Annotated in this window: 11 protein-coding genes, 1 tRNA gene and 1 pseudogene; 7 read left to right on the forward strand and 6 right to left on the reverse strand. The window is 62.1% G+C overall.

What is annotated here, in order from left to right:
• Nucleotides 1–56: 56 nt before the first annotated feature.
• The 3 genes from selA to ACNQP3_RS02565 all read left to right on the forward strand — a co-directional run bounded on the left by selA (nt 57) and on the right by ACNQP3_RS02565 (nt 3,505).
• Nucleotides 57–1,484 carry an L-seryl-tRNA(Sec) selenium transferase gene (gene selA / locus ACNQP3_RS02555; protein WP_060515228.1) on the forward strand — a complete coding sequence of 476 codons (1,428 nt, stop codon included), beginning with the start codon at nt 57–59 and terminating at the stop codon, nt 1,482–1,484.
• Nucleotides 1,481–3,403: a selenocysteine-specific translation elongation factor gene (gene selB / locus ACNQP3_RS02560; RefSeq protein ID WP_264316761.1), complete on the forward strand. Its 1,923-nt coding sequence runs from the start codon at nt 1,481–1,483 to the stop codon at nt 3,401–3,403. The genes selA and selB overlap by 4 nt, the downstream gene beginning before the upstream one ends.
• Before the next feature lie 6 nt (nt 3,404–3,409).
• Nucleotides 3,410–3,505 (forward strand) — tRNA-Sec (locus ACNQP3_RS02565).
• A 24-nt stretch (nt 3,506–3,529) separates the two neighbouring features.
• Here ACNQP3_RS02565 and ACNQP3_RS02570 read toward each other — a convergent pair.
• Both ACNQP3_RS02570 and ACNQP3_RS02575 read right to left on the reverse strand, forming a co-directional pair.
• Nucleotides 3,530–4,519 (reverse strand): asparaginase, encoded by a 990-nt coding sequence (locus ACNQP3_RS02570; protein ID WP_060494064.1) that lies wholly within the window; start codon nt 4,517–4,519, stop codon nt 3,530–3,532.
• A 71-nt stretch (nt 4,520–4,590) separates the two neighbouring features.
• Nucleotides 4,591–6,033: an alanine/glycine:cation symporter family protein gene (locus ACNQP3_RS02575; protein ID WP_060494063.1), complete on the reverse strand. Its 1,443-nt coding sequence runs from the start codon at nt 6,031–6,033 to the stop codon at nt 4,591–4,593.
• A 178-nt stretch (nt 6,034–6,211) separates the two neighbouring features.
• On the opposite strand from ACNQP3_RS02575, the gene ACNQP3_RS02580 reads away from it, so the two are divergent.
• Nucleotides 6,212–7,021, forward strand: coding sequence for a helix-turn-helix domain-containing protein (locus ACNQP3_RS02580; RefSeq protein ID WP_264316762.1), 810 nt, complete (start codon nt 6,212–6,214; stop codon nt 7,019–7,021).
• Nucleotides 7,022–7,031: 10 nt separating this feature from the next.
• On the opposite strand, the gene ACNQP3_RS02585 is transcribed toward ACNQP3_RS02580, so the two are convergent.
• The 3 genes and pseudogenes from ACNQP3_RS02585 to ACNQP3_RS02595 form a co-directional block, all read right to left on the reverse strand.
• Nucleotides 7,032–7,877 (reverse strand): alpha/beta hydrolase, encoded by an 846-nt coding sequence (locus ACNQP3_RS02585; RefSeq protein WP_060494061.1) that lies wholly within the window; start codon nt 7,875–7,877, stop codon nt 7,032–7,034.
• Between the two features lie 8 nt (nt 7,878–7,885).
• Nucleotides 7,886–8,677: a TSUP family transporter gene (locus ACNQP3_RS02590; RefSeq protein WP_060494060.1), complete on the reverse strand. Its 792-nt coding sequence runs from the start codon at nt 8,675–8,677 to the stop codon at nt 7,886–7,888.
• Between the two features lie 17 nt (nt 8,678–8,694).
• Nucleotides 8,695–9,437 (reverse strand): annotated as a pseudogene (locus tag ACNQP3_RS02595) (hypothetical protein); the annotation flags it as partial.
• On the opposite strand from ACNQP3_RS02595, the gene rhlR reads away from it, so the two are divergent.
• Nucleotides 9,434–10,159 carry a transcriptional regulator RhlR gene (rhlR, locus tag ACNQP3_RS02600; RefSeq protein ID WP_347063173.1) on the forward strand — a complete coding sequence of 242 codons (726 nt, stop codon included), beginning with the start codon at nt 9,434–9,436 and terminating at the stop codon, nt 10,157–10,159. The pseudogene ACNQP3_RS02595 and the gene rhlR sit on opposite strands and share 4 nt — an antisense overlap.
• On the opposite strand, the gene ACNQP3_RS02605 is transcribed toward rhlR, so the two are convergent.
• A complete protein-coding gene (locus ACNQP3_RS02605) occupies nt 10,152–10,460 on the reverse strand; it encodes a hypothetical protein (RefSeq protein WP_416469511.1) in 309 nt (102 codons plus the stop codon). The two genes, rhlR and ACNQP3_RS02605, sit on opposite strands and share 8 nt — an antisense overlap.
• A 257-nt stretch (nt 10,461–10,717) precedes the next feature.
• Between ACNQP3_RS02605 and ACNQP3_RS02610 the strand changes: the two genes are divergently transcribed.
• Nucleotides 10,718–11,602 carry a sugar nucleotide-binding protein gene (locus tag ACNQP3_RS02610; protein WP_041166360.1) on the forward strand — a complete coding sequence of 295 codons (885 nt, stop codon included), beginning with the start codon at nt 10,718–10,720 and terminating at the stop codon, nt 11,600–11,602.
• Nucleotides 11,595–12,527 (forward strand): NAD-dependent epimerase/dehydratase family protein, encoded by a 933-nt coding sequence (locus ACNQP3_RS02615; RefSeq protein WP_012270273.1) that lies wholly within the window; start codon nt 11,595–11,597, stop codon nt 12,525–12,527. Before ACNQP3_RS02610 ends, ACNQP3_RS02615 begins: the two co-directional genes overlap by 8 nt.
• The last annotated feature ends 11 nt before the right edge of the window (nt 12,528–12,538 follow it).

A 12,538-nucleotide genomic window follows, 5' to 3' on the forward strand; every position in this document is an offset into this window, starting at 1 on the left:
GCGGCCGGTCCGCGAAGAGGCCAGTACAGACACCGGATTAGCCAAGGTAGTACCGCATGTCTTCCAGCCTCGCCAGCGACACCCCACGCCTGCCTTCAATCGATACCCTCCTGCGCCACCAGGCCTGCCTTCCGCTGATCGACCGCCACGGTCGCGAAGGCGTCCTGGCCACCCTGCGGCAATTGCTCGACGACCTGCGCAACCTTGTCCGCAACGGTGAGCTCACCCCCGCCGAACTGGCCCCCGAAATCCTCCTGGGCCGCACGGGCGAACGCCTTGCCGCTCAGCAACGCAGCCAGGTCCGCCGCGTGTTCAACCTCACCGGTACTGTGCTGCACACCAACCTCGGTCGCGCCCTGTTGCCTGAAGCGGCCATCGAGGCCATGCAGACTGCCGCCCGCTATCCACTCAACCTGGAATTTGACCTGGCTACCGGTAAGCGCGGCGACCGTGACGATTTGATCGAGGGTTTGATCCGTGAGTTGACCGGCGCCGAGGCCGTCACCGTGGTCAACAACAATGCCGCCGCCGTGCTACTGGCGCTCAACAGCCTGGGCGCGCGCAAGGAGGGCATCATCTCTCGTGGCGAGCTGATCGAGATCGGCGGCGCCTTCCGCATCCCCGACATCATGGCCCGTGCCGGCGTGAAGCTGCACGAGATCGGCACTACCAACCGCACCCACGCCCGCGACTACGAGGCCGCCATCGGCCCACGTACCGGCTTGCTGATGCGCGTGCATTGCAGCAACTACAGCATCCAGGGCTTCACCACCCAGGTGCCCACGGCCGAGCTGGCGAGCATCGCCCACCAACGTGACCTACCGCTGCTTGAAGACTTGGGCAGCGGCAGCTTGCTCGACCTTACCCGCTGGGGCCTGCCCGCCGAGCCGACCGTACGCCAGGCCTTGGCCGACGGCGCCGATATCGTCACCTTCAGTGGCGACAAACTGTTGGGCGGGCCGCAAGCCGGGATCATTGTCGGCCGCAAGGACTTGATCGCCAGGATCAAGAAAAACCCGCTCAAGCGTGCGCTGCGCGTCGACAAGATCACCCTCGCCGCACTCGAAGCGGTCCTAGCGCTGTACCGCAACCCTGACCGCTTGGCCGAGCGCCTGCCCAGCCTGCGTCTGCTGACCCGTAGCCAGGCCGAGATCCAAGCCCAAGCCGAGCGTCTGGCGCCTGAAGTCAAGGCGCACCTCGGCGAGCAATGGGCCGTCAGCGTAGCGCCTGCTTTGGGCATGATCGGCAGTGGCAGCCAGCCGGTGGCGCGCTTGCCCAGCGCTGCACTGTGTCTGCGCCCGCAGGTGTCGAAGAAGTTGCGCGGGCGCAGCCTGCATGTGCTGGAGCGAGCCCTGCGCGACCTCCCGGTGCCGGTGTTGGGCCGCCTCGACGACGATGCCCTCTGGCTGGACCTGCGCCAACTGGATGACGAAGCCCAGTGGCTCGCTCAATTGCCAGCCCTGCAGTTGGGGCCGGTGCAGTGATCGTTGGTACAGCCGGCCACATTGATCACGGCAAGACCGCGCTGCTGCAGGCGTTGACCGGCCAGGCCGGTGACCAACGCCAGGAAGAGCGCGCCCGTGGCATGACCATCGACCTTGGTTATCGCTACGCGGCGTTGAGTGAAGGCGCGCCGTTGACCGGCTTCATCGATGTGCCGGGCCACGAGCGTTTTATCCACAACATGCTGGCCGGCGCCCATGGCATCGACTTGGTGCTGTTGGTCGTGGCTGCCGACGATGGGGTCATGCCGCAGACCCGTGAGCACCTGGCGATCATCGAACTGCTGGGCATTTCCCAGGCCCTGGTGGCGATCAGCAAGTGCGACCGGGTCGAGCCGTCGCGCCTGGCCGAGGTGCAGATACAAGTTAGTGAACTGCTGGCGCCTGGGCCGTATGCCGGGGCGCGGCAGTTCCCATTGTCGAGCATCAGCGGGGAAGGCATCGAAGCGCTACGTCAGGCGCTGCTGGAAGCCGAAGCAGGTGTGCGACAACGGAGTGCGCGCGGTGGCTTTCGCTTGGCCGTCGACCGTGCCTTTGCGGTTACCGGCGCCGGTGTGGTGGTCACCGGCACGGCACTGGCCGGGCGGGTCAGTGCTGGTGATACGTTGTTGCTGGGTAAGGCCGGCAAGCCGGTGCGCGTGCGTGGCCTGCATGCACAGAACCAGGCCGCGCTGGTGGCTGAGGCGGGTCAGCGGGTGGCGCTGAACATCGCTGCCGAGCGCCTGACCGTGGAGCAGGTGCACCGGGGCGACTGGCTGGTACCCGAATGGTTGCACGCACCCAGTGTAAGGGTGGATATCGAGCTGAACCTGTTGCCGGGCGAAACGCATACCTTCGAACACTTCAGCGCCGTGCATGTGCACCTTGGCACCCAGGATGTAACCGCCAGGGTCGCCTTGCTTGAAGGCCAAAGCCTGGCGGCCGGCCAACGCACGTTTGCCCAGTTGCTGCTGAATGCGCCGCTGCAAGCGGTGCACGGCGACCGCCTGGTGCTGCGCGACCAACGTGCCCAGCGCACACTGGGCGGCGGCAAGGTGCTCGACCCGTTCGCCCCCAGCCGCCAACGCCGCACCGATGAGCGCCTACGGCAGTTGCAGGTGCTGCGTGATGCCGTGGATCTGGAGCAGGCGCTGCCAGCGCTGCTCGCCAGCGCCCCGGCCGGTATCGACCCACAGCGACTAGAGCGGCAGTTCAATCGCCTGCGCGAAACCTGGCATTTGCCGAAGGATGTACTGGTGGTGGCTACGCGGCAGGGCCAACTGTTGTTCGCCAACGCCCAATGGCAGGCGCTCAAGCAGCAGGTGCTGGCGCAACTGGCGCGTTTCCATGAGCAAGAGCCCGACCAGCTCGGCCCGGACCGTGACCGCCTGCGCCGCTTCGTAGCCTTGCCCCTGGAACGGCCGGCGTTCGTCAGCCTGCTGGATGAATTGCTCGAAAACGGCGCCCTGGCCAGCAGCGGGCCCTGGCTGCATCTGCCCGATCACAAGGTGCAGTTGAGCGAAGCCGACAGTGCATTGTGGGCACGTTTGCAGCCCAGGTTGCTGGCAGGGCAATACGATCCACCCTGGGTCCGGACGCTGGCGAGTGAGGAGAGTTGCGCCGAAGCCGATGTGCGCCTGTTGCTGCGCAAGTTGGCTCGGCTGGGCTTGGTGCATCAGGTGGTGCGTGACCTGTTCTACCCAGAGGCGACGTTACAGCGCATGGCAGAGCTGCTGCTGGGGCAGGCCCGCGAAACGCCAATAGTGCAGGTTGCCGCGTTTCGCGATATGTTGGGCATCGGTCGCAAGCGCAGTGTGCAGATTCTGGAGTACTTCGACCGCATCGGCCTGACCCGGAGGGTGGCCGACCAGCGTCACATCCGCGCCGACAGCACCCTGGCCCAACAGCAGGCCAGGCACTGAATTCAAGGAAGGCAATCGCGCCCGGTGGCGCGGCCGGGCTTCAAACCCGGTTGGGGACGGCAGCCGTTCCCGGGCAGGTTCGACTCCCGCTGCCTTCCGCCATTTTTCTGGGTACCAAGGCCGCTTCTACGCCCGTTCCCCACACAGGTCCAGCGCAAACCACTGCTCGGCGGCTTCGACATCCAACCCAGCCCCCAGCAGCGCAACCATCTTGCCCAGCGCTGCCTCACGGGTCATGCCGCCACCACTGATCAGGCCGGCCCCGCGCAAGCGGTTACCTGCCGCATAGGTATCGAACACCACGGAGCCTTCTGGGCACTGGCTGATAGCCGCCAGCATCACGCCGCGCTGGCGTGCCGCGCTCAGCACATCAAGCAGCGCTTGGTCATCCGATGGACCCGTACCGCTGCCATAGCACTCCAGCAGAACCCCTTGTACACCGCTGTCGATCAGCCCCTGCAAGTGCTCGGCCTGCAGCCCTGGGAACACCGGCACTACGGCCAGGTTGACCGGCTGGCGTGGATGCATGTAGCCAAGTTCGGCGGGAATCGCCGAGGCCCGCTCACCACCCCGATGGCGCGGTAGAGCGGCAAAGGCATCGAACGCTTCGCTGCGCAGCTTGGACGCCCGGCAGCCATGCAGCAGTTGGCCGTGGAAGTACAGATGCACCCCACCTTCCAGGCCTTGTTCGAACTGGCGCAATGCGCCGCACAGGTTGGCCCAGGCATCGCTACCCGGTGCACCAGCAGGCAGCATCGAGCCGGTCAACAGCACCGGTACGGGCAGGCCCAGCAACAGGAACGACAACGCTGCAGCGCTGTAAGCCATGCTGTCGGTGCCATGCAACACCAACACGCCATCATGGCCTGCAACATCCACGGCTTCGACGATGGCATCGCGCATCGCCAACCAGTTGTGCTGTTGCATGTTGGCGCTGTCCAGCAGCGGGTTCAGCTCTTGCAGCGCCCATTGCAGCTTGGGTGCATCGGCCATCTGGGCAAAGTGTTCACGCATCCGCGCTTCGAAGCCACCGGCCGGCGCCAGGCCTTCCGGGGTTTCGAGCATGCCGATGGTGCCACCGGTATAGAGAACGAGAAGATTCTTTACTGCACGCATGGCAAGCATCCGTAGCGGTGAGCGGAGAAAGAAAAGCCGCCCGCGGAAGGGGCGGCTGGGCAGGGAGGATATCAGCGCTGCGGCTGAGCTTGGCCGGCTGCTTTGTCAGCGGCTGTTTCCACCTGCGGATTGGCAGGCCAGGCATTACGGTCCAGGTCCAGGTCGGCGAACTTAGATGAGTCGAACACTGGCTGATGCACACCGGCCTTGCGCTGGTCGTCGTAGTCGCGCATGACGCGCAGGCCGACCTTGAACAGCAGGGCCAGGGCGACCAGGTTGACGAAGGCCAGGCAAGTCATGGTGATGTCGGCGAAGGCGAACACAGTCGACAGGTCTTGCATCGACCCCCAAACCACCAACGCCAGCACCAGGCCACGGAACACCATCAGCACCACACGGTTGCGGCTCAGGAACTGCAGGCTGTTCTCGCCCAGGTAGTAGTTGTAGAGGATGCAGGTGAACACGAACAGCGACAGCGCCACGCTGACGAACACGCGGCCCCAGTCACCCACCACGGCGGCCAGCGAGTTCTGGGTCAGGACAATGCCGTCGCCCTCGAAACCAGGGGTGTAGAAGCCCGACAGAAGAATCAGCAGTGCGGTGCAGGTGCAGATCACGAAGGTGTCGAGGAACACGCTGAAAGCCTGCACCACGCCCTGCGCACCCGGGTGTTTCACGGCCGCCACGGCCGCCACGTTCGGCGCACTGCCCAGGCCCGCTTCGTTGGCGAATACGCCACGTTTGACGCCCATGACGATGGCGCTGCCGAGCAGGCCACCGAAGGCCGGGTCGAGGCCGAAGGCGCTCTTGAAGATGGTTTCAAGCATGGCCGGCACATGTTCGATCTGGGTGCCGATCACGTACAGGGTCACGCCGATGTAGGCCAGGGTCTTGACCGGCACCAGCAGGTCCGACACCGCAGCGATACGCTTGATGCCGCCGATGAAGGTGACGGCCAGCAGCACGGCCAGGACGATACCGGTGTGTTTCGGGTCGAAGGCGAAGGCGTTCTGCAGCGAGTGAGTCACGGTGTAAGACTGCAGGCCGATGAAGGCGAAGCCGTAGGTGACCAGCAGCAGGATCGAGAACACGATGGCCATGCTTTTCAGCTTCAGCCCGTGCTGGATGTAGTAGGCCGGGCCACCGCGGTACAGGCCATCGCCATCCGCGCGCTTGTACACTTGGGCCAGGGTACATTCGAAGAAGCTGCTGGACATACCCACCAGTGCGGTGACCCACATCCAGAACACGGCACCTGGGCCACCCAGGGTCACAGCGATACCGACACCAGCGATGTTACCGGCACCTACGCGGCCGGCCAGGCTCAGCATCAGCGCCTGGAAGGAGCTCAGCTGGCCTGCCTGGCCACGCAGCGATTCCTTGAACACGCTGAACATATGGGCGAAATGGCGGAACTGGACGAACCGGGAGCGGAGGGTGAAGTAGCTACCCAGCCCTACGATCAGCACGATGAGGAGTTTCCCCGAAAGGAAATCGTTGATTACTTCGAGCATTGGAAAATGACCTCGATTCTTATTCTTCGTGTGGAAAGACCAGCGGACGGCAGGCGCACCGCTATTCGTTGGGGCGCATGGTTGGCTATGACAAGAGTGGTTACAATTTCGCGGATTGCTCTGAGTTGATGCGACTTGATGCTACAATGGCGTCATTCGCGTCACCTGGATTACGCACATGAGCGATCATTTCGCTACCAACCTCAAGCTGGCCTGCAGCCATTACCGCTCTATTTCCGAAGTTTGCCGCCAGCTGTCGATCAACCGCGCACAGTTCAACAAGTACCTGAGCGGGCAGAGCCGTCCGACGGCTTTCAACCTGAAGCGCATCGGCGATTTCTTCGGCGTTGAGGATTACGAGTTGAACCTGCCGGCCGAGCAGTTTGCCCGGCTGATTGGCGCACGGGTGTCGACCCTGGCCGAGCAGCCCAGCGACCCGATCAGTGAACTGTTCCGCCCGCTGCACGATCATGCCGGCAACCTGTCGCGCTATTGCGGTTACTACTTCGAGTATTCCAACTGCATGTCGGTGCCGGGCACGATCCTGGTGTCACTGGTGCACCTGTGGGAGGAGCGTGGCCGCTTCCTGTTCGAGCGCCGGGAGCGTCAGGAGCGCTCCAGCGCCACTGACCAGCATGCCGAGGTGCGTTGCCGTTATCTGGGGGCGGCGTTCCAGCTGCAGGACCGTTTGTTCCTCATCGACTACGAGTCGCTGACGTTCAACGAAATGAGCCAGACCATCCTCATCCCCAGCTTCAAAAGCCGAATCACTCGCCTGAACGGCCTGAAGGCCGGTGTGTCCAGCGGCGACCGGCGCAACCCGGCCTGCACCAGGGTGGTGTGGGAGTACCTGGGTGAGGAGATCAATCGCATCAATGCTTACCGGCAAGTGAAACTGTACCGGCCGGATGATCCGCGTATCGATGATGATGTACGTGAGCGGCTAAGCGTGAGGCCACTGAGTAACGGTTTGTTTGAAATCGAGTAACTGCCTACGGTCAGGCGTCTTCGAGGATGAAGGTTTCCACGGCGCTCGCAACCTGATCCGCAATCGCTGGCGTACTGCGTAAATGGGCGGCGATGCCATGGTCGCAGTCTGTAAGAAACACGCATTGCAAACGCGCGGCTGCAACTGATTGCATCAGGGCCTGGGTGACCTCCTCAGGAATCGGGCTGTAGCGCTCGGCGCCGGTCAGCCACAGGCTGCCTGCGCTGGTGCCTGGGCCTTTGCCGAATCGCTGTGAGTTGAGCCCGTCATATTCGCCTATCACCATCAGCACTCTGCCTTGGAACTGCTTGAGGAAGGCGTAACTGTCGCAATCGAGAAAGCCATAGGGTTTTCTGATGGCGGCTGTGAATGCCGGACCGAAGGGGGCCTGGTGAGCATGGTCTGGATAGACTGCTGGGCAGACCAGCACGATGCTGTTCACCTGCGGCAATTGTGCTGCAAGTTTCAGCGCAATTGCCGCGCCCAGGCTGTGGCCAATTATCGTTCGGCATTGAGGTGCGATATGCGCGTGGAAGCGTCGTGCCTCATCAAGGTTCGTAGCCAGTGAAGGCGAAGCTGCACCAGGTTCACTGGCAAGGCTATGGCCTGACAGATTAGCAGTGAGCGAACCTATGCCTGCGGCTTGCAAGCGATAGAGCAGGGGGTTGAGCCGGGTAAAGTCGGAGCGCGCGCCACCCAGGACGAATGCAGGCCCTGCGCGCTCGATATCGGGTACCAGCAATCGGGCCTGTTGCTGGTAGGTTCCGAATACTTCGTCGATGAAAAGTTCTTTGCCTGGGGCGGGTTCGTCAAACTGCCATTTCAGGCGCTGAGAAGATCCCGTTTGCAAGTGCATGGTGCCCTCTAAAGTAACAGGTTAAGCCACTCGCCGAGTGGATTGCTCGTGTCGAGCAGTAATTTGAGTGCCATGAGGATGCAGACACTGACCAGCAGCGGCCTTATGAGCCTCGTGCCGAAACGAACTGCGCAGCGTGCACCCAATTGCGCGCCCAGAAAGGCGGCAAGCGCCATTGCCAGCGCCAGCGACCAGATAATCGCTCCGCTGAGTGAAAAGACTGACAGTGCGCCCAGGTTGCAGGCTGCGTTCAAAAGCTTGCTGGTGCACACGGCCTGTATCAAGTGCTGGCCCAAGAGAATTACGCAGGCCAGCATGAAGAACGAGCCGACGCCAGGGCCAAATACTCCATCATAAAACCCAATGAACGGTGTAACCGCCACACAAAACAGGCTAGTCGACATCTTCGCCTTGCGCGCTTGTTCATTCGGGCTTGGACTAAAGGCAAAGTAGGCTGCTATCAGGATCAGCAGCGGGGGGACGCATGCCTGTAAAAGGCTTTTGGGCACATACGTTATCGACAAGGCTCCCAGAGCGCCGCCAATAAACGACATGACCGCCATCGAGCTGCCTCGTCTCCAGTCGATCATGCCTTTGCGGGCAAAGGCGCAAGTAGCCGAAACCGTCGCTGAAGCTGCCTGGAATTTATTAGTGGCAATTGCCGCCAAGGGCTCTATACCGGCGATGAACAGTACGGGGAGCGTGATCAGGCCACCGCCTCCGGCGATAGCGTCGAAAAAGCCGGCCGTGAGTGCGACGAGTGCCAGTATCAGGACAAGCGTTAAATCGATTTCAATCATTGGGTATTTTTCGCTAATCAGCCACGCACCAGCAGCGGATCCTCAACAAGTACCAACGGTGCTGCGAAGGGGGAGTATCCGAATTGACGAAGGAGAAGGCGCCGGTTGTCCTCAACTGTCTGGCGACCGTGCAACGCTCTGCTGTTGTTGATTAACAATGCACGGTCGGGCTGCAAGACAAACACCAGTGGTTGTACGCTACTCAGCATTTTCCGAAAAGTACTGAACGCGCGTGCTGCAGCGCTGCAAGCACGCTCATTCAAACTGAAGCGGTAACTGTTGAAGCGTACAGAGAAGCCACCGTTAGGCTCGAACTGAAGCATTGAAACTGCTTCACCTGCTTTGCCTTTTCCGTCAGCAAGCACTCACTGCGAGTGAAGTTGAAAGATTTTGAGGTCAGTGCGAGCGCATCCAGGCTGCTCAAGCGCTCGATGATTTCTTGTAGGGGAAAGACATGCGTAGGGTCATTGGCGGGGTTCCAGCGAGCAGTGAGGATAAGTGCAGAGGGAGCAGGGGAGTGACCATCACTGGAGACTGTTGAACAGTTGTAAGGCGCTTCAGTGTGCGGCCCCAAGCACAAGCCTGCATGCGAGCTGGTTTCAACTTCCAGGCGTGGGTGTTCGCCAACCCGTGGAATTCGGCCTCCTCCCTTGAAGTTGCCAACCAGACGGACCTGCTTGCCCTCGTTGTCGATATCAAAAGCGAAATTTCGGTGTCGTGCGAGCTCCAGCAGCAGCTGATTGCGCGAGGCGAGGTATGAGGAATGACGGAGGCTTTTTGCTGTGGTGGGACGGTTTGCGTAGCGAGATGCAGCCGATCCACGACAGCCAGGGCGTGTTCGCCGTCCTGGAAAAGGAAGTGCGGCGCCTGGGCTTCGATTACTACGCCTATGGCGTGCGCCACACGATTCCCTTCACCCGGCCGAAGACCGAGGTCCATGGCACCTATCCCAAGGCCTGGCTGGAGCGATACCAGATGCAGAACTACGGGGCCGTGGATCCGGCGATCCTCAACGGCCTGCGCTCCTCGGAAATGGTGGTCTGGAGCGACAGCCTGTTCGACCAGAGCCGGATGCTCTGGAACGAGGCTCGCGATTGGGGCCTCTGTGTCGGCGCGACCCTGCCGATCCGCGCGCCGAACAATTTGCTCAGCGTGCTTTCCGTGGCGCGCGACCAGCAGAACATCTCCAGCTTCGAGCGCGAGGAAATCCGCCTGCGGCTGCGTTGCATGATCGAGTTGCTGACCCAGAAGCTGACCGACCTGGAGCATCCGATGCTGATGTCCAACCCGGTCTGCCTGAGCCATCGCGAACGCGAGATCCTGCAATGGACCGCCGACGGCAAGAGCTCCGGGGAAATCGCCATCATCCTGAGCATTTCCGAGAGCACGGTGAACTTCCACCACAAGAACATCCAGAAGAAGTTCGACGCGCCGAACAAGACGCTGGCTGCCACCTACGCCGCGGCGCTGGGCCTCATCTGAATGTGCAGCGAGGGTTTTGCGCCAAGGCGGTGATATCGGGAAGGTTTTCAGGTATCGGCTCGTCGGCATAAGGCATGTGCCTGTACATCAGCGTAGACAATCTGCCTTCGCCGAAGCGCTGTAGCAGCGAACGCTGCTCGTCAGTCAAGGATTTCTGGATTTGGTCGGCCAATATACGTGCCTGGATTGCAACCCCCTTTGCTTCCGGGCCGCCGGAGTCTGCAAGGGTTTGGCTTGCAAAGGCTATGGCCCGACTTTGCTCGGGGGAAAAATCCAGGTATGCGGCTTGCGAGTGAGGCATTGAACGTTCCTTGTACTTATTTTTGTGGGGCTCCCCTGTTGGCAAGGGGGGAACTATTGAATGCAGTTATGCTTTTGCGTGGTAGTCAGCTCGTTCCTGGTATGCCGTAGGAAATATCTGTGTGTCGCGATAGTGAGCTTTGGCAGCTCGGAAACCGCACCGCCTGAAGCAGTCACAGGGCCAGACGTTGGACTTCCCGCAGCGGAAACCGCAAAATGCCCCTTTCCTTCATCAACCTCTCCGGATCTGCTGACTCTATGCGTATGCGCCTAATGCTGTTGGGTGGTGGCAATGCCCTCGGGCAAGCGCTGATTCGTCTTGGGGCCGAGGAGGACATCGCATTCCTGGCGCCACGCCCGCCCGAGAACGGTTGGACGCCGGCCAGCCTCACTCAGTTGCTCGACGATCACCGCCCCGACGCGCTGGTCAACCTGGCCTATTACTTCGACTGGTTCCAGGCCGAGTCGGTCAGCGAGCAGCGCCTGGCTCAACAGGAGCGGGCGGTGGAGCGGCTGGCGGAGCTGTGCCAGCACCACCAGATCACCCTGGTGCAGCCTTCCAGCTACCGGGTGTTCGATGGTTCGCGGGCCACGGCCTATAGCGAAAAAGACGAGCCCGTGCCGCTGGGCCTGCGTGGCCAGGCCTTGTGGCGCATCGAGCAGAGCGTGCGTGCGGCCTGCCCACAGCATGTACTGCTGCGCTTTGGCTGGCTGCTCGACGAGAGCATCGACGGCTCGTTGGGCCGCTTCCTGACACGTGCCGAGCAACCACAAGAGCTGCTGCTGGCCGATGATCGACGTGGCAACCCGACGCCTGTCGATGATGCCGCCCGGGTGATCCTGTCGGTGCTCAAGCAGCTCGATTGCAATGCGCCGTTGTGGGGCACCTACCATTACGCTGGCAACGAGGCGACCACGCCGCTGGCGCTGGGCCAGGCGATCCTCACCGAGGCCGGCCAGCACCGCCAACTGGCCGTGCAGGCCCCCACACCGCAAGCCCATGCCGCGCGCCCGGATGCCAGCGAAGAGCCGCAACATGCGGTACTGGCCTGCAAGAAAATCCTTCATACCTTCGGTATCAAGCCGCGTGCCTGGCGCGCTGGCTTGCCGCCTCTACTGGACCGGTTCTACCGCCATGGCTGACGCCCCCATCCTGATCACCGGCGGTGCCGGCTTCATTGGCTCCCACCTGTGCGATGCGTTGTTGGACAAAGGCTACGCCGTACGCATTCTTGATGACTTTTCCACAGGCCGCAGGAGCAACCTGCAGGTCGACCACCCACGGTTGGAGCTGATTGAAGGCGATGTAGCCGATGCCGGGTTGGTTACACAGACAGCGGCTGGCTGCCGTGCTGTAGTGCACCTGGCGGCGGTGGCCTCGGTGCAGGCCTCGGTCGAGGACCCGGTACGCACCCATCAGAGCAACTTCATCGGCACCCTCAATGTCTGTGAAGCCATGCGCGTGCATGGCGTGCGTCGGGTGCTGTTCGCTTCCAGTGCGGCGGTGTATGGCAACAATGGCGAGGGCGAGTCGATTGCCGAAGAGACCCCCAAGGCGCCGCTGACCCCCTATGCCGTGGACAAACTGGCCAGTGAGCAATACCTGGACTTCTACCGCCGCCAGCATGGTCTGGAGCCGGTGGTGTTTCGCTTCTTCAATATTTTCGGGCCACGTCAGGACCCGTCCTCACCGTATTCCGGTGTGATCAGCATTTTCTGCGAGCGCGCTGTACAGGGCTTGCCGATCACGGTGTTTGGCGATGGCGAGCAGACCCGTGATTTCCTCTACGTGGGTGATCTGGTGCAGGTGATGGTGCAAGCATTGGAGCAGCCGCAGGTCGAGGAGGGGGCGGTGAACATCGGCCTCAACCAGGCGACTTCGCTGAACCAGTTGCTGGCAGCGCTGGAGAAGGTGGTGGGGAGCTTGCCAGCGATCAGCTATGTCGCGGCCCGTTCGGGGGATATTCGCCATTCGCGGGCGGATAATCAGCGGTTGCTGGCGCGGTTCAAGTTCGCGCAGGCGACGCCGATGGTCGAGGGGCTGGCGCGGCTTCTGGGCAAGGCCTGATAACCGGGGGC

This window comes from Pseudomonas sp. LFS074, assembly GCF_047978165.1.
Lineage (GTDB): Bacteria > Pseudomonadota > Gammaproteobacteria > Pseudomonadales > Pseudomonadaceae > Aquipseudomonas > Aquipseudomonas putida_P.

What these genes read in the sequence shown, in the direction of transcription:
- selA (WP_060515228.1), top strand. Translation starts at nt 57, where the DNA reads ATGTCTTCCAGCCTCGCCAGCGACACCCCACGCCTGCCTTCAATCGAT.
- ACNQP3_RS02570 (WP_060494064.1), bottom strand. Translation starts at nt 4,519, where the DNA reads ATGCGTGCAGTAAAGAATCTTCTCGTTCTCTATACCGGTGGCACCATC.
- ACNQP3_RS02575 (WP_060494063.1), bottom strand. Translation starts at nt 6,033, where the DNA reads ATGCTCGAAGTAATCAACGATTTCCTTTCGGGGAAACTCCTCATCGTG.
- ACNQP3_RS02580 (WP_264316762.1), top strand. Translation starts at nt 6,212, where the DNA reads ATGAGCGATCATTTCGCTACCAACCTCAAGCTGGCCTGCAGCCATTAC.
- ACNQP3_RS02585 (WP_060494061.1), bottom strand. Translation starts at nt 7,877, where the DNA reads ATGCACTTGCAAACGGGATCTTCTCAGCGCCTGAAATGGCAGTTTGAC.
- ACNQP3_RS02590 (WP_060494060.1), bottom strand. Translation starts at nt 8,677, where the DNA reads ATGATTGAAATCGATTTAACGCTTGTCCTGATACTGGCACTCGTCGCA.
- rhlR (WP_347063173.1), top strand. Translation starts at nt 9,434, where the DNA reads ATGAGGAATGACGGAGGCTTTTTGCTGTGGTGGGACGGTTTGCGTAGC.
- ACNQP3_RS02605 (WP_416469511.1), bottom strand. Translation starts at nt 10,460, where the DNA reads ATGCCTCACTCGCAAGCCGCATACCTGGATTTTTCCCCCGAGCAAAGT.
- ACNQP3_RS02610 (WP_041166360.1), top strand. Translation starts at nt 10,718, where the DNA reads ATGCGTATGCGCCTAATGCTGTTGGGTGGTGGCAATGCCCTCGGGCAA.
- ACNQP3_RS02615 (WP_012270273.1), top strand. Translation starts at nt 11,595, where the DNA reads ATGGCTGACGCCCCCATCCTGATCACCGGCGGTGCCGGCTTCATTGGC.